An 18,058-nucleotide genomic window follows, 5' to 3' on the forward strand; every position below is an offset into this window, starting at 1 on the left:
GGTCACGGTAGGGGCAGGTCTTGCCACTGTCCTCGTCTGTTTAAATGACGCAAACCCTGTCCCGGCAGCGGGCCGCCGTACCCAGCCGGTTCAGGTCGCCGCGCGTTGCATCAAAGAGGTCGGCACTGCCCGGGTGCCGAGCGCAGAGTGGTCCGCAGACAAACGGCTCGCGCTGCGCGGCACACTTTCCTGTCATTGCTGGCTGTCGTCGGAAAGCCGCCTACTTTAGCGCGGCTCCCATCATCGTCTGGATGCGCGAAGTTTGACCACGCGGGAGGTGATCGTCCGTGCCTCCGAGGCTAGCAGGATTGGAATGCCGTCGCGAACCGGATAGGCAAGTCCTGCGCTCTTCGAAACGAGTTCATCGCGATCCGAATCCCAGGCAAGTGAGCCCTTGGTCATTGGGCATACCAACCATTCTAACAACTCAGGGTTGAAAGAGGCATTCTCTTCGGCTCGCTTATCCGTATCCATCTGCTATTCCTTTCTCGGCCGTGACATCAACAGTGAGCTCCGGCGCGAGCGCCCTTGGCGATACAAGCCGTCACCCGACGTCATCGCTGTAATTCGTAGGATTCCGGCAAGTGTCATAAGCCTTGCAAACTGCACAATCACGCTAGGTGCAGGCTTGGCCACTGTCGTCGTCCGTTTGAATGAATCGACATCGAACGGAGCCGTATGGCGGCGAAGTTGAACGTGAGGCGTTAAAAGCGTGAATGGAGCAAGCACGATCGGCGATATCGCCATAGGCGACCGGAACGTTTCGTTATTGAAGACCGCTCGCGGCTAATGCTCTCGAGCCGGTGTCTGATCCTTTCGGCCAGTCAATACGGGCGACGAAATCGTAAACCGGGCCGCCGGGTATTCCCCAATTGCTTGACCAGATCACCTGTGAACCGTCCGGGGACGGCGAGGCGTGGGTCTCACTCCAGTAGTCGAATGGAACGTTCTTCGTCTGCACAATGCGCCGGACCTCTCCGCTGCCGTCGATGCGCAACGCGATGACTTCCCGCGCATACGGCGCCCAAGCCGGATATTTCGATACTTCGTCCGGATTGCCCGAATAGGTAAGGAACACCCAACCGGGCCTGTCCAGCGACCTGAGCGATGCATGCTGTGCTTCACCATATCTCATGAGCGAGGTGACTTTCCCATCTGACAGCCTTCGCTTGATCACCTGGTATATGTCTGGATCGGACTTACTGATCCCCACATAGATTTCGCTGCCGTCGGCATCGACGGTCATGTCGCCATGGCCAGGCCGATGATGCTCAGTCCATTTCTGGCGCAGAACGCCGTCAACAGAAAAGATGAACGTCTGTTCAGTGTCGTCTTTCAGGTTCTGAATGCATAAGATGTTGACGCCCAGCGGCGAGATTGAGCAGGCGCCGTTGGCTCCGACAAGCTGTGCGAGATCGATTTCCGGAAATTTCCGCCGCTGTCTGAGATCGTAGGCAAAGACGACCGCTTTGCCGTCCCGGCGAACCGCGCGTACGGCAATACGGCTGCCATCACGGCTTGGATTACCTTTGTATGGCCCGAACTGGAGATTGCTACTGTCAGCCGAAACAAACAGGACCTCCTCATGATTGGTGCGTGGCGCCCAGGTCGAGATTTTCCGACCACCGACGCAGATCATCAGGTCGGGATCGTGAGGATGCCATTCGCATTCGGTCGATCGATCACGGCGAAAAAGCGGGGCGTACGTGCGCCCATCCAGGAAGCATAAGCCGCCGCAGCCGTTGCTGATGACAAGAAGGCTCTGATCCGAATTCCAGGCCTGGGCGCTCGAATAGCGGTGGCTGCAATATTTGCTCCCGCATGCGATGCCGGCGCCGAGGATTCCGGGTTTGGTTATTCGGGTGAAAGTTGTGCCAAATGCCGCATCCTTCGCGGCGTGCAGGTAATCCGGCAGGTCCATGGCTACCGGCGCGACGAACTTTGTCGATGCGACGTCCTCTCCACTCACCGCCCCGTGGATAACTATGGATATCGCGCTGACAGCAGCTAACGTCAACGCCAAGGCAGTCTGGTAGCGAGAAAAGCGCATGTCATGTCAACTCGCGCGGTTCCTTTTCAATAATTCGATTTTCCATATTATTGGATATCTCTTGTCGACGCTTCAAAACCGCATCTCTCTAAGCTTCAACTCTTTTAAATTTCGCCCGCGTCGCGCCGAACTTGTCGACTACTCCACGCGCTATCATTTCTGTGGCGGCTGTGAGCCCGTTCGAATCTAAACTTTCGACGCAAGTTGTTGGCACGGGAAACGATCCAAGTTGTTCCCCAATGAGATTAACGTGGTCAATATGATCAAGACTGCTCTGCAGATCGACTTCGAGGAACTTCTGAATGATACCGAGGTTACGCCGGCGTTCCTTCAGACGGACCTCTAGAATTTCCCTTGGCGCCTGCAATCGGACAAGCAGATCCGGTTTGGGTAGAAGCTCGAGCGCGCGCGACACCCTTTCACGATCCGTTATGCCGCTGAACAAAACCAGTGAACATACGAATTGCACCATACCCTGGTCAAAAATTGAGATCGTGTCATTGGACGCTATTGCCGCGCGCCAAGCTTGAAGAAGAGCTTCAAGATGCCAGTTCAGGCGAGCCGCCCACAGCTCATTCTTGGGTGGAAGAATCTTAAGCACTTCTGCACCGAGAGAACGCTGTCCGATCCACTTTGAATGCAAGCCGGAGACCAGTTTGAAGGCGGCCCTTCTAACCGGATGTCGGCGGTCACCGGTCTGCAAAACAACACAGTAGCCCTGAGCTCGCAAAACGTGCACCAGCTCGGACGCTAACGTCGTCTTACCAGCACCGGACGGCCCAAATAGCTCCAAGATCATCTTTCAATCCAGACTGAGGGAAGCCTACTGGCAGTGACGTCATGTCCATTTGCTGAAGCGAACGCCCATCTCTTCCTGGGATGTCTAGCCGACGAGCCAGGAATCCGCGCCATCCGTATGAATGACGGTGTGGTCACGTTAGGATATCGACGGACGCCAAAATCGTGAACGGAAGGAGTGCGTTTCGGTCACTATCCTTCCGGATTGCCTACCGTCCGTTTACCGTTCCGTCTCCGAAAGGGGTGTGCAGTAGCCCTATTCCCCAGCACACTTCCGCGAGGGCGCGGCAGTCATGAGTTCGGCATGTCTCATCCGTTCGAGGGATGCGAGACACCCAGCCTTCTGGAAACCTTCTCTGTGATGAACGCAGCCAACTGGCCGTTTATCCCCTCTATCGCCAATAGGGCAGCTTGGTCGGCTATCCAATGAACGTATCGGACAAAAATCTTCGATCTCATCTGCAGGAGAAATCGTATGAAAGCAGGCATATGAGCGAGAACCTCGAGCCACATCAGACGGCAGCGGCAAATACGGCTATACCTGCCAATTACAACGCCAAGGTCGCGGCAGTCGCGGCCTATGAGCTCCCGACAAAACAGAGATATCAAGATCCGAGTTTTGCGAGCTGGTACCTGAACGGCTATGCAGGCCGGTTGAAGCTGTCCACCGTTGCGTCATACGTCATTGCGCGACGGGAGCAACGCTGCATCGCCAAGGCGCTGGAGAGGTGCAGCCCGCCTCCATCTCAGGTGCTCGATATCCCATGCGGAACCGGGAAGCTGGCCGGCGTGCTGGGCCAGCATAATTGTCGGGTGCTGGCTGCAGACATTTCAATGGAAATGATGGCCTTGGCTAAATCAGCATATGAAGGTCAATCAGGATTTCGGGGATTCATCCGATGTGACGTGACGCAGCTGCCGTTCGCCGACGAAAGCTTTGACACGGTGGTCTGCCTTCGCCTCATTCACCTTATCCCGCCACATCTCAGGCGCGACATTATCATTGAGCTCGCGCGCGTTGCCAGCCGTCGCCTGATCGTATCCTACGGCCTTGGCACCCGCCTCCAGAGAATACGGCTAAGGCTGCGGAAGATGATCACCGGAAGGATGTCGGCGCCTCATCCCGTCAATCTCACCGTTGCACGACAGGATTTCGCGGCGGCGGGGCTCAAGCTGGTACGCTCTTTTAGCGTCCTGCGGTTCCTGTCCTGCGAGCAGCTGTTCGTACTTGAGAAGGTAAAGGCTTGGCCTGCCGCCGGTGTGCAGTCTTCGCGTTAGCACTGGTATTGCGGATCAGGCCGCTGATGGTTGTCAAAAGCTGAAACGGCTGCGGGAGGTAGCTGTGGAACCGGCAGGCAAGGCCATTCCGGCGCGCATGGCATCACTCGACCTGCTGCGCCTGGCTGCAGCCCTCGCGGTCGTGCTCTTTCACTATCTTTTTGGCGGCGCGATCGCGGGCAATCTCGACGTGGAATATCCTGCCGCAGCACCTTATGCCATCTACGGCTATCTCGGCGTCAATCTGTTTTTCCTGATCAGCGGTTTCGTCATCGCGTGGTCGGCCGAAGGTCGAACCTGGCAGGAATTCGCGGTCGCCCGCTTCGCCCGGATTTATCCCGGATTCCTCGTCTGCATGACCGCGACGTTTGTTGTTCTCGTCGTCGCCAAAGATCAGCGTTTTCCGACCGATGTTCCAACCTATGTAGCCAATCTTTCCATATTCGCCCGCCTCTTCGGCAGGCCGTCCATGGATGGCGTCTACTGGTCGATCATGCTCGAGATCCTGTTCTACGGCTGGGTTGCAGTGCTGATCTTTGCCGGCGCCTTTCAGCGCTGGAAAATACCCATCGCGGCCATCTGGCTCGCAATTTCGGCAACCAACGAGTTCTTCTTTGGGAACCCGGTGATACGCATTCTCTTCATTACAAACTATGCGCCTTTGTTTGCCGCCGGCATCCTCGCGGAAGACATCGTTGCAAGGGGCCGTTCACCGGCTGCGTTCCTGTTTCTTGCCGTCGCGTTCCTGGTGTCTTGCCAGACCGCAATGTTCTCTCATAACTGGATGCAGGAGCACTTTGGCGCAGCCATTTCGTATCCGGCCCTCCTCGCTGCCAATATAGTGGTCTACGGAGTCTTCGCTGGCGCGATATTGCTCCGCTCCGTGATTGCTCCATCCAAGGCTAGCATGATGCTCGGAGGGTTGACTTATCCGCTGTATCTTTTGCACCAGTATATCGGCTACATTTCGCTTAACGCGCTGGCGCCTCATGTCGGCAAGAACGCCGCATTCTTCGTCGTGTTGGCCGGGGTCCTCCTTGCCTCTTTTATCGTCTGGCGCTTCATCGAGACGCCGGTACGCAAGCCGCTCGTCCGCGCCCTGGTGTCTGGGATATATCGCCTTGCACCAGCCTCGCGGCCAATCCGGCCAACCTCTTCCGCGCGAACGTCATGATCAGGAGCTTTCGGCGGATGCCGCAGAAGATGTTTGAGTCCAACCGTCGCCTCGCGGAAAAGGCAACTGGGTAGCCCCACGACGCCTGCGCAAGCGAATACATGATCTGTGGGTCAATCCGCAGGCGAGCAGCAGGCCGGCGATCAGGCGAGACAGCACCGGGGTTCCTTCCAAGCCGCCGATGTTGCACGGCACCGCTGTTGCGGCAATGCCGGCTGCGAGGCGCATTCGCATTTCGGAGAAGCGCCGTCTAGATCGGCAGCTTCGTCGATTGCGTCACATTTTGTTCTTGCTTTGTGCCGGCAGCTATGCTAGTAATTTGGGTACGGTGCAGATTCGCACTGACGACCCGCCGCTAGGCGGGTTTTGTTTTTGGTCTGGTTTTCAGATTTCCCGGCCGTCCTGCATCGGACGGCTTCTCGACCGCGCCATTCGAGCCAAGCTCCACACGGTCGGATCAAGTTAGCCGAGTCTTATCCCGAATAGAACCATCCTTGGCTGGTCGTCGATACCGTTGCGGAAACGAGTTCGAAGGGAGCGCCCCTCCAACGCTCAATCCTACTTCAAACCTCAATATTTCTGTCAGAGGGTGTCGGTATGTGATTTGGCGCTAATATACGCCGTCTGTAAGTAGGCACGGTCGAAACAGAAAAAGGAATATTGGATGACAACTCTGCATTACACGTCAGGTGGATCGGGCACGGAAATTTCGCAAGCCGGATTCAATCTGGCCGACGTTTCATCTGTTGACCAACTCAATGCGCTGCCGGACGGTATGAAGGGCTTGGTCTACCTCAACGAAACCGACGGAGCGACGTCGTCCTTTATCGACAAGATCACGCCTTTCATCGGCAATCCGAAGCTGTTCGGATTCTTCCTTGTCGACGAGCCGGATCCCACCGGCCAATGGGGCACCTACGCCTCCGCCGCGAATCTGAAGGCAGAATCCGACTGGATTCACGCCAATGTGCCGGACGCCAAGACCTACATCACGATGATGAGCTTGGGGACGTCCGCGAATCCGGATTTTTCGAACACGTACAATCCCGCCAATACCGGTATCGATTACTACGGCGTGGATGTCTATCCTGTCCGCACGGATGGCGCGGTCGACTATAACATGATCGACAAATTCGTCGCTGCCGCTCAGGCATCGGGCATCCCGACGAGCAAGATCATTCCAGGCTACCAGACGTTTGGCGGTGGCGACTATAACACCGACATGGGTGGCAAATATGTCGTGCCCACCGCCGCCCAGATGGAAACCATGATGGACCACTGGGCCAAGCTGGTTCCGTCACCCGCCTTCGAGTACGCGTACGCCTGGGGTTCACAGCGAGGCGACACCGCGCTTGAGAGCTCCCCGGAACTGCAGGCCGTTTTCCGGCAACACAATCTCAGCACCGCCGGGACTGCTCCTTCCGAAGCTGCGGCCACCGATCCCATTTCTACGGCGACGGTCCCTTCCGAGGCCACCACCGGCGATAGCACCTCGACCGCCACAGCCCCTTCCGAAGCCACCTCCAGCGGCGGCACCTCGACCGCCACAGCCCCTTCCGAAGCCACCTCCAGCGGCAGCACCTCGACCGCCACAGCCCCTTCCGAAGCCACCTCCAGCGGCGGCACCTCGACCGCCACAGTCCCTTCCGAAGCCACCTCCAGCGGCGGCACCTCGACCGCCACCGCCCCTTCCGAAGCCACCTCCAGCGGCAGCACGTCGACCGCCACAGCCCCGGCCGAAGCCACCTCCAGCGGCAGCACGTCGACCGCCACAGCCCCGGCCGAAGCCACCTCCAGCGGCGGCACCTCGACCGCCACAGCCCCGGCCGGGACCATCACCGGCGGCAGCACCTCGACTGCCACCGCCCCTTCCGAAGCCACCACCGGCGATAGCAATCATGGCAAGACCACGATGTCGCATCTCCTCGCCGGCAACGGCGGTTCGATTACTACCGCCGCCTCCGGCGCTACCGCCAGCGATGGCAGTCATGGCAAGACCGCGCTGTCGCCCCTCCTCGCCAGCGACGGCAGTTCGACTACTACCGCCGCCTCCGGCGCTACCACCAGCGATGGCAGTCATGGCAAGACCGCGCTGTCGCCCCTCCTCGCCAGCGACGGCAGTTCGCCTGATACCGCCGCCTCCGGCGCTATCACCAGCGATGGCAGCCATGGCAAGACCGCGCTTTCTCACCTCCTCGCCAGCGACGGCAGTTCGACTGCTACCGCCGCCTCCGGTGCCACCACCAGCGATGGCAGTCATGACAAGACCGCGCTTTCTCACCTCCTCGCCAGCGATGGCAGTTCGACTGACACCACCCACGATAATGCCGGCGACAAGGTAAGCGAGGGCAGCAGCGTTGACCGCATATTGGCCTCGTTGAGCCATTCTCTTTCGGCCGGCTCGGAACTTCTCCCGACCAACGATCCATCCGACAAGACGGCAACCAGCCTGATCCGCCACGGGTTCGCGCAAACCGTCCAGCCCGATGAAAGTGTCGGCGCCCAGGCAAAAAACGGCGCCGCCGCCGAGATCATGTCTGGCCACGGAGGCAACGATGCCTTCGACTTCAGCAAGCTTCAGGACAAGCTCCACCTCGATCAAGCCGCTCTTACCGAGCTTAAGTCGGGCGGGCTTTCATTGCATACTTCCCCTGCTGGTACGGCCACGGATGATGGTTCCCACCACATCATCTTTGACAGCTCAACCGGGTCGCTCTCTCTCGACAGCGACGCGGTCGGCGGCGCAGCTCAAGCGCAGCTCGCTACCCATCTCCCGTTGCAGCATCACTCTTTGATCTGAAAACCGGAGCGGCGGACCTTCAACTCGAGCGTGTCCGCCGCTCCGTCCGTGTTCAAATTGCGCCACGGAAGCTTGACTAAGAAAAATGCGATATCGGCAGACATCAGAGAGATCGAAGTTGGTCGTATTATCGCCAATGCGAATTCCGGATTCACCACACCCTACGCAGTCTCGGCAATTTTCAGCACTGCGTCGATCTCGGCCATCACCGTTGCCGGCAGCGGCCCTTTCTCCAGCGCACCGAGATTGTCCTCGACCTGCTCAGGCCGCGTGAAGCCGGGAACCGGCAAGGCGATTGCCGACTTGGCGAGTATCCAGCCGAGCGCGCCTTGCGCAAGCGTGCGTCCGCCCGAGGTGAGCAGGTCGCGGATTGCCGAGAGCCTTGACAGATAGTGCGGGTTGGCGGCGCCATCCCTGAAAAACACCATCCATTCGGCATTCCCGCCGCGCACATCGTTGGTGGGCAGCCGCATGGCCGGCGTGTATTTGCCGGTGAGCAGCCCCATTGCCAGCGGCAGCCGGCTGAACGAGACGAGGTTCTCGCGCGCCGCAACGGCCATCAGCTCGTTCGCGGGGGTAAACACATTGAAGTCGTTCTCTACGGCGACGAACCCCTCGCGCGGCGCGTAGGCGGCAAGCCGTTCGCGGTGATCGGTGCTCCAGCCGAAGCCGCCGATCTTCCCCTCCTGGCGCAACAGGCCGAGCGTATCGAACACCTCGCCGGCGCGCTCGATCGGATACTCGTTGATATGTAGCAGCACGACGTCGATACAATCCCGCTGCAGGCGCTGCCGCGAATTGTCGATCGATGTCCGGATTGCCGCGACAGAGGCATCCTCGGGTGCGATCTTACGCGTTTCGGGATCGCCGAAATAGCCGACCTTGGTGACGATGACGGCTTCGTCCTTACCCCTCAATGCCCGCCCGAGGATCAGTTCGGCATTGCCGGCGCCGTAGGCGGCAGCCGTGTCGAACACCCGCGCGCCGATCTCATAAGCCATCGCCAGCGCGGCTTGCGACCTGATATCGTCGACCTCGCCATAGATTGTCGCCGTGTCACGCCAACGCGCGGGGCCACCCGCCGCCCAAGTGCCGATGCCGATGCGCGGTACCGAGCGGCCATCCCAAAGCATCATCATCTGCATGCCCGGCTCCTCAACGACGCAAGCTGGCGTGGCGGGCACGCTCGCGGATCTCTTCGCGAGAAATGCCGGCATCCGCCAGTGTGCTGTCCCGGGCCTGCCTCAAGCTCGCAAGCGTCTGGCGATAGGCAATCCAGCGGGCGAAACGGTATCGAAGTTCATCCAACATGATCGTCTCCTTTGGCACTCAGAATGCCCGCCTGGGTTGGTCGAAAGCGCAAAGCCTCTGCGCGAATCGCATGCGCGATCGAAAGGGCTGCGCTCGGTTCTTAGCCAGCCGAGGCGCTTGTCCCTGTCCCGCCAGGCAGGATTGTCCAACGCCTCCAATGCCTGCATACTTGCGCACGATGCCCGCTTTGCGCTACAGCCACGGTCGCAAGGAGTTTTTCATTTCTGCAAAATGGATATCGGCTGGGACGATCTAAGGTTGTTTCTCGACGTTGCGCGGCTGGGTGGCTTGAGCGCAGCGACGGGAACCACGCGCCTCAGCGCAGCCACCCTTGGACGACGCGTCACCGCGCTCGAAAAGCAGATCGGCGAACCTCTATTCGTGCGCCAGCAGACCGGCTACCGGCTGACCCCGGTCGGCGAGGAACTGCTGCGGCGCGCCGAAGACGTCGAGGCGGCAATGCAGTCGCTGACCCGCTGGCGCGAGGGAAACCTGCCCGACCGCATTGTCCGCGTCTCGGCCGGGCCATGGACCTCAGCCTTCGTTTCCGCCCATATCGGCGAGATCTGGACGGTCGATGACGGCATAAGGGTAGAGCTTGTCACCACTACCGACCCGGTCGACATCGGCCGCCGTGCCGCCGACATCGGCATCCGCAGCGAGCGCCCGACCGAGCAGTGGCTGGCCGGCCGTCAGAGCGGCAAGGTCGCCCACGCCATTTATTCCGGACGTCACCTGATCAACGGCATCGCCGCCGGATTGTTCGTCGGCGTCACCGGCGAAGGCGCAAACATTGCCTCGGCGCGCTGGCTGCAAGCCCATCACGGCGACCGCATCGCCGTACGCGGCAACAACACCCATTCGGTGCGCGAACTGGTGGCCGCCGGCGCCGGCCTTTCGGTCTTTCCGTGCTTCGTCGGTGACGGCGATCCGCGGCTGGTTCGCGTTGCTCAGCCTATCCCCGAACTTGAAACCGACCAATGGATCGTCACCCATCACGAGGAACGTCACTCCCCGCCGGTACGGAAAGTCGCCGACCGGATCGCCGCCTTGATGCGGGCGCACCAGCCACTGTTTCGCGGCGAGAGGCCGATCCGGTAAGCCTCAGGCGTCGATCGGCCGCCAGTGGATCAAGAATCAGATATTTTGGTGGGCCGGACGATGGTACCGCCGCCGTTGAGGACGCCGGAGTGCGGCGCGCTGCTCGTCGAGATCCTTGCCTTGGGCGAAGAGAGCGGTATAAACCGATCAGCACCGGGCCGCCTATCCGGTCACTCGTCCTCCTGCCGGCTCATAGCCGTATGCTTCGCCCTTACGCACCACGCGACCGATGCCCGGCCAGCCAAGGTGCGCGCCGGCGATCCACGTCCCCGCCTCGGCCGCGTCACTGAAAACCTTTAGGCGGGTTGCGCGCGCGGTCAGCTGATCGTCGTCATAGCCCCAACTGAACGCGGGATTGCCGAACTGCAAGGCCGGCACATGAACGATGTCCCCGAAGAATAGGAAACGGTCCTCGTCCGTGTCGAACGTGTAGCCGGTATGACCGGCAGCATGACCGGGCAAGGCGACCGCCCTCAATCGCTCACCCACCTGGTCGCCATTCTGGACAGGCTTCAGCAGGGGCCGGAACTGCGCAAGGTGCGCGTAAGCGAAAAAGCTCTGCACAGCCGCTTCGGGAATTACGATCGCCTTCAAGTTTGGAAAGAGCACTCGGCCGTCGGGGGTCAAAAGTCCGTGCACATGATCCTGATGGGCGTGGGTGAGCGCCAAGACCGTGATCGAAGCCGGGTCGATCTTGGCTTCCGCCATGGCCTGCTCAAGACGCCCCACTGTCGGGGCCCAGCCCCCTCCTCCGCTGTCGATCAGAACGCCGTCAACGCCTGGACCTGCGAGGGCGAAGCAATTGACAGACAGGCGAAGCGCCCCTGCCAACGCAGCTTGCGGCACCGGATTATCCTGCGGGTCCCGCAGAAGGTCCGCCGGCATCTCGATGTAACCGTCCGAGAGCGACCAGACGCGCCACCTTCCTGACGTGCTGCCGAAAACGATATTGGGACTCTTGCCGCCGAGCTCCATGGTCAGGTGTTTCATCGTCCCGGCACCGTTGCGCATGATGCCCTGGCCGACGGTGGTCGACCCGGTAAAGGCGATCTTGTCGACGCGGGCATCGTTGACCAGCGCGTCGCCGATGGTGGCGCCCGGGCCGGTGACGAGATTGTAGACGCCTGGCGGCACGCCCGCGTCGAGGATCACTTGCGCCAAGGCGAGGGCCGTCAGGGGCGTGTCGGTCGCAGGCTTGTGAACGACCGTGTTACCCGCCGCGAGTGCCGGCGCGATTTTCGAACAGGACAGCGCGAGGGGAAAATTGAACGGGGTGATCGCAGCGACCACGCCGAGCGGCTCGCGCCGCGTCAGGATCCTGATATTTGGTTCGTAGCTGGTACGATAGGCGCCGTCCATCGCGCTCATGGCGAGCCCGCCATGAAAGCGGAACAGTCCTGAGCAGTGCGGCATGATGATATCGCGGAAATCGCGATAGGGCATACCCATATCCATCGCCTCGCGCACCGCGAAATCCTCGGCCCGCTCGTCCATTAGATCGGCGATGCGAAACAGGATCTTGGTGCGCTCCTCATGATGCATCCGCGCCCAGGGTCCTTGCTCGAAAGCCCGCTGCGCGGCCGCGACGGCATCGCTCGTGTCGGTGACGTCCGCCTTCGCAATATCGGTGATCGCCGCCTCCGTGGTCGGATCAAAAGTCGTCGAAGTCTCGCCGCTGACGGCATCGCGCCATTGGCCATCGATCAGCAGACGTCCTACTGGAATCGCCTTGCGCCGCGCGGGTAGATAATCAGTCATGAACCGGTTCCGTCCTGTCGAATGAGATTGAAGGAAATTGTCGGCCCCATCCCGCGCCGATAGGCGAGCTGGACCAATAGCAGCATCATCGGCTCGATCAGGCGCGAGGCCGTGAGATCGCCGACATCGACCGGCATTGTCGGCAGATCGGCGAGAAGCCGGCAAACCGCCGCCTTGGCATCTGCGTCATTGCCGGCGACATAGCTCGTCACCGGATCGCCGTTGAGACGCGGATCATCCCTGTCAAGCAATTCGGCAAAGGTCGGAATGCACTTGACGACAAGGGCGCCCCGCGCGCGCCTCTGAACCTCCTCGCCTACAGACGTAGTAGTGCCTAGCAGCATCGTGGAAAGGTCAGGCGCGACTGCATTGGTATTGTCCCAGACGATCTTGCCCGACAAATCGCCAAGCGCGTCCATCGCCAGCTCGAGAGCCGGCCATGGCGTCGCCAGGGCAATTACGTCGGCCCATCTCGCTACTTCGTCAGGGGCACCGAAGCCAACACGGAGGGTTGCCGCAATTGCGCGCAACTTGCCTTCGTCACGACTGAAGCTGAGGCGAATTTCGTGCCCGGCGAGGCCAAGACATTTCGCCAAGGCCTTCCCGAGCGAGCCTGGTCCGATGATCGCAACTTTCACAACTGCCTCCGGACACGCGATCGGGCTTGCCTAGCATCATTGCGGTCGCGCTTATTTCACGAATTGCCCTTGCACGATCGGGCGCACTCGTCACATGGGTCGGCGCCAATTGGCATCCGGATCCGCCGCGCGCTCACGCCCTTCCCGAACGTGTCCCTATTGGGCATGTATGTGTGGGCGACCATAGAGCAGGGTGCGATCAGCGGAGGTCCCCAGGGCACAAGCCTGCTCATATTGGTTGACGCTAGATTTTCCTTGCCTAATCCGTCGGCGTTGCGATGACTTTTGTGGCATCAGCATAACGCGATTGCCTGCAAATCCGGGGAAAGGCCGCCTCAGGACGGCTTTCCGGACTGGCACGCCCCTTGCTTCGTTATTCACGTGCAGAGCGTCTAGGGTTCCGGCCGTGTCGATCACGGTGCTGGTCCAAGAGACGCGACCGCTTGAGATGCATTGAGGCATCTGGCGGAACACGGCGGGCCAAAATCCCGGGAGAACCCTGCACGGGTTTGCTGGCGCGAACCTCTCCCGGATGCGCGCTCCGTGAACCCCCCAAACAGACGTTCGGACGCAATCCGGATCGCAAACAGGGGTATGTAATGCTTCGCAAACTGGCCACAATCATCCTAGCCGCATCACTCAGCCTCCCCTTCATCTCAGCCGCGCAAGCGGCGCCCAAGAAAGACTTCAAGATTTGCTGGTCGATCTATGTCGGCTGGATGCCGTGGGGCTATCTTTCCGACAGCGGCATCATGAAGAAGTGGGCCGACAAATACGGCATCAATGTCGAGATCACCCGCATCAACGACTATGTCGAGAGCATCAACCAGTACACGGCCGGCGGCTTTGACGGCTGTTCGATGACCAACATGGATGCGCTTTCGATCCCGGCCGGCGGCGGTGTCGACACGACGGCCTTGATCGTCGGCGATTTCTCCAACGGCAACGACGCGGTCATCCTCAAGAACAAGACCGCGCTCAAGGATATTGCCGGCCAGAAGGTCAATCTCGTCGAGCTCTCCGTCTCACATTACCTACTTGCGCGCGCGCTGGAGACGGTGGGGTTGGCCGAAAAGGACATTACGGTGGTGAACACCTCCGATGCCGACATGGTCGCTGCCTACGGCACCAGTGACGTCACCTCCGTCGTCACCTGGAATCCGCTGGTCTCGGAAATCGCTGCCATGCCGGGCGCCCACAAGGTATTCGATTCGACTGAGATCCCCGGCGAGATCATCGACATGATGGTCGTCAACACCGCGACGCTGAAGGACAATCCGGCCTTGGGCAAGGCGCTTGTCGGTGCATGGTATGAAGCCATGGCGCTGATGACGTCGGGCACGCCCGAAGGCAAGGCGGCCAAGGAAGAGATGGCCAAGGCGTCGGGGACGGATCTTGCCGGTTTCGACGCTCAGCTTGCATCAACGGCGATGTTCTTCGAGCCGGCCAAGGCGGTCGCATTCACCAACGGCGCCGAACTGCCGAAGACCATGGATCTGGTGCGCAACTTCCTGTTCAGCCACGGCATTCTTGGTACCAACGCGCCGAGCGTCGACGTGATCGGCATGAGCTTCTCCGACGGCTCGACGCTGGGCGATGTCAACAACGTCAAGCTGCGCTTCGATCCGGCCTTTATGGCAGAGGCGGCGGGCGGAACGCTCTGACGCGGGAGCGCGACATGCTAGCCAGAGGAACCGGCATCATGCAGGCCGCAGCAGGCCCCGAAGTCGCGCGCCTGCAACTTAGCAGGCCGAAAGGGCGGCTTCGCATCATCAACGCGACGGTCTCCCGCGGCGGAGCGTTGCTGCTTGGGACGCTTCCGTTTGCCGCCGTGGCGATTGCCTATCTCTTCGCTTCGTCGCAAAGGCTGGCGGTCAATCCCAGCGACAAGCTGCTGCCCTCCCCTGCACAGATGTGGTCGGCCTTTTCAGACCTGGCGACAGTGCCGGACAAGCGCTCCGGCGACCTGATCCTGTGGGCCGACACCTATGCCAGCCTGATCAGACTGTTCGCCGGAGTCGGCATGGCCACGCTGGTGGCGCTCAGCCTTGGCGTCGCCATAGGTTTCATCCCGCGCGTCAGGGCCTTTCTACTGCCCTTGGTCACAGTTGTCTGCGTCATCCCGCCACTGGCGCTGCTGCCGATCCTGTTCATTGCGCTCGGCCTCGGCGAAACGGCCAAGATCACCTTGATCGCTCTCGGCGTCACACCGGTCATGGTGCGCGACATCGCCAACCGGGTGATGGAATTGCCGCCGGAGCTCGTCGCCAAGGCACAGACGCTCGGCGGCAACAGCTGGACCATGGTGCTCAGGCTGGTGCTGCCACAGGTCATGCCGCGCCTCATCACTTGCGTACGGCTGGCGCTTGGGCCGGCCTGGCTGTTCCTGATCGCGGCAGAAGCCATCGCCTCCACCGAGGGGCTCGGCTACCGCATCTTCCTCGTTCGTCGCTACCTATCGATGGACGTCATCCTGCCTTACGTCGCCTGGATCACGCTGCTTGCGGTAATGACCGACTGGCTGCTCGTGCGGCTCTCTCACATCATCTCGCCTTGGGCGCATCCGGTGCGGACCAGATGAGCCGGATCCTCGTCCATAGGCTGGAGAAGAGCTACGGCGACGCCCGCGTGCTGGAACGCGTCAACGTCTCCGCCGAAGCGGGTGAATTCCTGTCGCTGGTTGGCGCCAGCGGTTGTGGAAAATCGACGTTCCTGCGCATCCTGCTTGGCCAGGAACAGCAAAGTGGCGGCGTGGTCATCGTCGGCGACCAGCCGATCGTGCCGGAACCGACGCCGCAGCGCGGCATCGTCTTCCAGCGCTATTCCGTGTTTCCGCATCTGACCGCGCTACAGAACTTGCTGCTGGTCGAGGACTTCCGTTCGGGCGGACCGTTCGGCCGCGTCTTCGGCGCCAGGCGCAAAAGCGCCAGGCAAGAAGCCGAAACCATGCTGGAACGGGTCGGGCTTGGCCATGCGCGCGACCTCTATCCGGCCACGCTTTCTGGCGGCATGCAGCAGCGGCTGGCGATCGCGCAGACCTTGCTCGGCCGGCCGCAGATCCTGCTTCTCGACGAGCCGTTCGGCGCACTCGATCCCGGTATTCGCATCGAGATGCATGAGCTGCTCACCGAGCTCTGGACCGAGCACGGCATGACCGTGGTCATGGTCACCCACGATATCGGCGAGGCATTCAAGCTCGGCACGCGCGTGCTGGTCTTCGACAAGGTGCGCCACGACCCCCAGTTCCCGTCCGCCTATGGCGCGACGATCACCTACGATCTGAAGCTCGACCGCAAGCACCGGGCTTCCGCACGAGACGTGGCCGAAGTGGCCGCGATGGTCGGGACGACCCGACTGGATAGCGCAATCGCGACGACGGCGTCGTGAAGGAGGTTTCATGCACAGAGATAGTCCAGAACGCCGGCATCGTCGCGCCGGGCTCACCGACCACCAGCCACGCCAACGCTTCCACCATCCGAACTTCGAGATCCGCGACATGCAGGGCTGGAAGTCGATCGAGGCGGAAGGAAAGCTGCCCGAGGATGGCTGGCGCAAGGAACAGAAATGGGCACTCGACATGGGCCTGCCCGGATCGGATTCGATCATCGACAAGTCGATCCCGACATTCGCGCGAGGCGAGTTGCCGCATTTCGCCGGCATCAACACCTTCCTCAAGGCGCCCTATGTCGAAAACGTCCGCGATGTCGGCAGATATGACGCTGCCGTCATGGGCATTCCTTTCGACAGCGGCACCACTTACCGGCCCGGAACCCGCTTCGGGCCGCAAGGCATGCGCCGCATCTCGGCGCTCTACACGCCTTACAATTATGAGCTCGGTGTCGACCTGCGCGAGCAGATGACGCTTTGCGACGCCGGCGACGTCTTCACCATCCCCGCCAATCTCGAAAAGAGCTTCGACCAGATCACCAAGGGCGTCAGCCATGTCGCCTCTTCCGGGGCGCTGCCGATCATGCTCGGCGGCGACCATTCGATAGGATTTCCGTGCGTGCGCGGCATCGCCGACGTGACCTCCAAGCGAATCGGCATCATCCATTTCGACCGCCACATCGACATCCAGGAAAAGGATCTCGACGAACGTATGCACACGACGCCCTGGTATTGGGCGACCAACCTGCCGAACGTCTCGGCCAGCAATCTGGTGCAGCTCGGTATCGGCGGCTGGCAGGTGCCGCGCTACGGCGTCGCCGAGGCGCGGAAGCGCGGCACCAACGTGCTGACGATTTCCGATATCGAACAGATGGGGCTGGAGAAGGCGGCGGAGATCGCGCTCGAACTCGCATGGAAGGACACCGACGCCGTATACATCTCCTTCGATGTCGACAGCATCGATTGCGGTTTCGTGCCTGGTACGGGCTGGCCGGAGCCCGGTGGCTTCCTGCCGCGCGAGGCACTGAAGCTGCTCGGGCTAGTGTCGGCGCCCGGCATCTGCGGACTGGAAGTGGTCGAGGTGTCGCCGCCCTACGACACGTCAGACATCACGGCGCTGTTTGGCGTGCGGGTTGTCGTCGAGGCGCTCGGCTCGATGGTCGCGCACGGCAATCTCGGCAAGCACAAATCCATCATCGACAAGCCGACGAGCTTTTGACCATGCACGATGATCATCACGACCACAGCCATGACCATGGCGACGGTCACCATCACGGGCCGAACGGTCATCATCACCATCCCCACCCCGTCGGCCACAACGGGCCGGCCGGCAAGCCGTTGCAATGGCAGACACCGCATCTACCGCACGACCATGCGCCCGAACCCGCCGACGCGCCGGCGACGGATCTCGATCTCGTCGAGATCGCGTTTCTCGAAGGGTTTTCGCGGGCGCCCGACCCCTCCAGTTTCCTGCGCCTCGCCGGGATTCCGTTCGTCGGCGAGACCGCCGACGGCGTGCGGCTGCATCTTCTGCGCGTCGAGACGCAGGACATGGTCGATGTCGGCGCCGTCATGCCGCTGATTGGTGGCGCCGGCGTCACCTATCACCCGCTGCCCGCGAAACTGACGTCGCGCCGGCGCCGCCTGGCCTTCGTCTACCATGACGGCAGGGGACAAAGACTCCTCGACTTCGGCGAGGCGCGGCTTCTGGCCGACAGGTCCGGCGCCGCACAATTCACCATGCCAGGGGCCGGACAATGAGC

16 protein-coding genes and 1 riboswitch are annotated in these 18,058 nt (G+C 61.1%); of the genes, 9 read left to right on the forward strand and 7 right to left on the reverse strand.

What is annotated here, in order from left to right; genetic code table 11:
• Window positions 1-240 precede the first annotated feature (240 nt).
• The 3 genes from NKI59_RS11020 to NKI59_RS11030 all read right to left on the reverse strand — a co-directional run bounded on the left by NKI59_RS11020 (window position 241) and on the right by NKI59_RS11030 (window position 2,849).
• Window positions 241-474: a Trm112 family protein gene (locus NKI59_RS11020; protein ID WP_023675609.1), complete on the reverse strand. Its 234-nt coding sequence runs from the start codon at window positions 472-474 to the stop codon at window positions 241-243.
• A 292-nt stretch (window positions 475-766) separates the two neighbouring features.
• The gene (locus NKI59_RS11025; RefSeq protein ID WP_352704148.1) at window positions 767-2,050 is read right to left on the reverse strand and encodes a hypothetical protein; all 1,284 of its coding nucleotides are present in this window, start codon (window positions 2,048-2,050) and stop codon (window positions 767-769) included.
• Between the two features lie 88 nt (window positions 2,051-2,138).
• Entirely contained in the window at window positions 2,139-2,849 is a 711-nt protein-coding gene (locus NKI59_RS11030) for an AAA family ATPase (protein WP_352449686.1), read from the reverse strand.
• 425 nt (window positions 2,850-3,274) lie between these two features.
• Between NKI59_RS11030 and NKI59_RS11035 the strand changes: the two genes are divergently transcribed.
• The 3 genes from NKI59_RS11035 to NKI59_RS11045 all read left to right on the forward strand — a co-directional run bounded on the left by NKI59_RS11035 (window position 3,275) and on the right by NKI59_RS11045 (window position 8,100).
• On the forward strand, window positions 3,275-4,126 hold the full coding sequence (locus NKI59_RS11035; RefSeq protein ID WP_352704150.1) for a class I SAM-dependent methyltransferase: 852 nt from the start codon (window positions 3,275-3,277) through the stop codon (window positions 4,124-4,126).
• A gap of 64 nt (window positions 4,127-4,190) precedes the next feature.
• Complete coding sequence (locus tag NKI59_RS11040; protein ID WP_352704153.1) at window positions 4,191-5,300, forward strand: acyltransferase family protein; 1,110 nt, start codon at window positions 4,191-4,193, stop codon at window positions 5,298-5,300.
• 664 nt (window positions 5,301-5,964) lie between these two features.
• Window positions 5,965-8,100: a calcium-binding protein gene (locus tag NKI59_RS11045; RefSeq protein ID WP_352704155.1), complete on the forward strand. Its 2,136-nt coding sequence runs from the start codon at window positions 5,965-5,967 to the stop codon at window positions 8,098-8,100.
• Between the two features lie 161 nt (window positions 8,101-8,261).
• On the opposite strand, the gene NKI59_RS11050 is transcribed toward NKI59_RS11045, so the two are convergent.
• Both NKI59_RS11050 and NKI59_RS11055 read right to left on the reverse strand, forming a co-directional pair.
• Window positions 8,262-9,245: an aldo/keto reductase gene (locus NKI59_RS11050; RefSeq protein ID WP_352704157.1), complete on the reverse strand. Its 984-nt coding sequence runs from the start codon at window positions 9,243-9,245 to the stop codon at window positions 8,262-8,264.
• A gap of 10 nt (window positions 9,246-9,255) precedes the next feature.
• Entirely contained in the window at window positions 9,256-9,411 is a 156-nt protein-coding gene (locus NKI59_RS11055; protein ID WP_156937304.1) for a YjiS-like domain-containing protein, read from the reverse strand.
• Window positions 9,412-9,642: 231 nt separating this feature from the next.
• Here NKI59_RS11055 and NKI59_RS11060 point away from each other — a divergent pair, with 231 nt between their 5' ends.
• The gene (locus tag NKI59_RS11060) at window positions 9,643-10,512 is read left to right on the forward strand and encodes a LysR family transcriptional regulator (protein WP_352704159.1); all 870 of its coding nucleotides are present in this window, start codon (window positions 9,643-9,645) and stop codon (window positions 10,510-10,512) included.
• Window positions 10,513-10,674: 162 nt separating this feature from the next.
• On the opposite strand, the gene NKI59_RS11065 is transcribed toward NKI59_RS11060, so the two are convergent.
• Together NKI59_RS11065 and NKI59_RS11070 are read right to left on the reverse strand one after the other, a co-directional pair.
• Entirely contained in the window at window positions 10,675-12,270 is a 1,596-nt protein-coding gene (locus NKI59_RS11065; protein ID WP_352704161.1) for an aldehyde dehydrogenase family protein, read from the reverse strand.
• Window positions 12,267-12,908 carry an NADPH-dependent F420 reductase gene (locus NKI59_RS11070; protein ID WP_352449697.1) on the reverse strand — a complete coding sequence of 214 codons (642 nt, stop codon included), beginning with the start codon at window positions 12,906-12,908 and terminating at the stop codon, window positions 12,267-12,269. Before NKI59_RS11070 ends, NKI59_RS11065 begins: the two co-directional genes overlap by 4 nt.
• A gap of 381 nt (window positions 12,909-13,289) precedes the next feature.
• A riboswitch (guanidine-I (ykkC/yxkD leader) is annotated at window positions 13,290-13,405 on the forward strand.
• Between the two features lie 102 nt (window positions 13,406-13,507).
• Between NKI59_RS11070 and NKI59_RS11075 the strand changes: the two genes are divergently transcribed.
• From NKI59_RS11075 to NKI59_RS11095, 5 genes are read left to right on the forward strand one after another with little or no spacing between them, the layout of a single operon-like run.
• Window positions 13,508-14,572, forward strand: coding sequence for a putative urea ABC transporter substrate-binding protein (locus NKI59_RS11075; protein WP_352449698.1), 1,065 nt, complete (start codon window positions 13,508-13,510; stop codon window positions 14,570-14,572).
• 38 nt (window positions 14,573-14,610) lie between these two features.
• Window positions 14,611-15,489 (forward strand): ABC transporter permease, encoded by an 879-nt coding sequence (locus tag NKI59_RS11080; RefSeq protein WP_352449784.1) that lies wholly within the window; start codon window positions 14,611-14,613, stop codon window positions 15,487-15,489.
• The gene (locus NKI59_RS11085; RefSeq protein ID WP_352449699.1) at window positions 15,486-16,295 is read left to right on the forward strand and encodes an ATP-binding cassette domain-containing protein; all 810 of its coding nucleotides are present in this window, start codon (window positions 15,486-15,488) and stop codon (window positions 16,293-16,295) included. The genes NKI59_RS11080 and NKI59_RS11085 overlap by 4 nt, the downstream gene beginning before the upstream one ends.
• Before the next feature lie 10 nt (window positions 16,296-16,305).
• The gene (locus tag NKI59_RS11090; RefSeq protein ID WP_352704165.1) at window positions 16,306-17,514 is read left to right on the forward strand and encodes an agmatinase family protein; all 1,209 of its coding nucleotides are present in this window, start codon (window positions 16,306-16,308) and stop codon (window positions 17,512-17,514) included.
• A 2-nt stretch (window positions 17,515-17,516) separates the two neighbouring features.
• Window positions 17,517-18,056: a hypothetical protein gene (locus NKI59_RS11095; protein WP_352704167.1), complete on the forward strand. Its 540-nt coding sequence runs from the start codon at window positions 17,517-17,519 to the stop codon at window positions 18,054-18,056.
• Window positions 18,057-18,058 lie beyond the last annotated feature (2 nt).

Origin of the sequence: Mesorhizobium sp. M0598 (genome assembly GCF_040320865.1) — a bacterium.
Taxonomy (GTDB): domain Bacteria; phylum Pseudomonadota; class Alphaproteobacteria; order Rhizobiales; family Rhizobiaceae; genus Mesorhizobium.

Excerpts from the sequence above, each read along its gene's own strand:
- NKI59_RS11060 (WP_352704159.1), top strand. The coding sequence starts at position 9,643 with ATGGATATCGGCTGGGACGATCTAAGGTTGTTTCTCGACGTTGCGCGG.
- NKI59_RS11045 (WP_352704155.1), top strand. The coding sequence starts at position 5,965 with ATGACAACTCTGCATTACACGTCAGGTGGATCGGGCACGGAAATTTCG.
- NKI59_RS11085 (WP_352449699.1), top strand. The coding sequence starts at position 15,486 with ATGAGCCGGATCCTCGTCCATAGGCTGGAGAAGAGCTACGGCGACGCC.
- NKI59_RS11090 (WP_352704165.1), top strand. The coding sequence starts at position 16,306 with ATGCACAGAGATAGTCCAGAACGCCGGCATCGTCGCGCCGGGCTCACC.
- NKI59_RS11080 (WP_352449784.1), top strand. The coding sequence starts at position 14,611 with ATGCAGGCCGCAGCAGGCCCCGAAGTCGCGCGCCTGCAACTTAGCAGG.
- NKI59_RS11095 (WP_352704167.1), top strand. The coding sequence starts at position 17,517 with ATGCACGATGATCATCACGACCACAGCCATGACCATGGCGACGGTCAC.
- NKI59_RS11065 (WP_352704161.1), bottom strand. The coding sequence starts at position 12,270 with ATGACTGATTATCTACCCGCGCGGCGCAAGGCGATTCCAGTAGGACGT.
- NKI59_RS11035 (WP_352704150.1), top strand. The coding sequence starts at position 3,275 with ATGAACGTATCGGACAAAAATCTTCGATCTCATCTGCAGGAGAAATCG.
- NKI59_RS11075 (WP_352449698.1), top strand. The coding sequence starts at position 13,508 with ATGCTTCGCAAACTGGCCACAATCATCCTAGCCGCATCACTCAGCCTC.
- NKI59_RS11050 (WP_352704157.1), bottom strand. The coding sequence starts at position 9,245 with ATGCAGATGATGATGCTTTGGGATGGCCGCTCGGTACCGCGCATCGGC.
- NKI59_RS11025 (WP_352704148.1), bottom strand. The coding sequence starts at position 2,050 with ATGCGCTTTTCTCGCTACCAGACTGCCTTGGCGTTGACGTTAGCTGCT.
- NKI59_RS11055 (WP_156937304.1), bottom strand. The coding sequence starts at position 9,411 with ATGTTGGATGAACTTCGATACCGTTTCGCCCGCTGGATTGCCTATCGC.
- NKI59_RS11020 (WP_023675609.1), bottom strand. The coding sequence starts at position 474 with ATGGATACGGATAAGCGAGCCGAAGAGAATGCCTCTTTCAACCCTGAG.
- NKI59_RS11030 (WP_352449686.1), bottom strand. The coding sequence starts at position 2,849 with ATGATCTTGGAGCTATTTGGGCCGTCCGGTGCTGGTAAGACGACGTTA.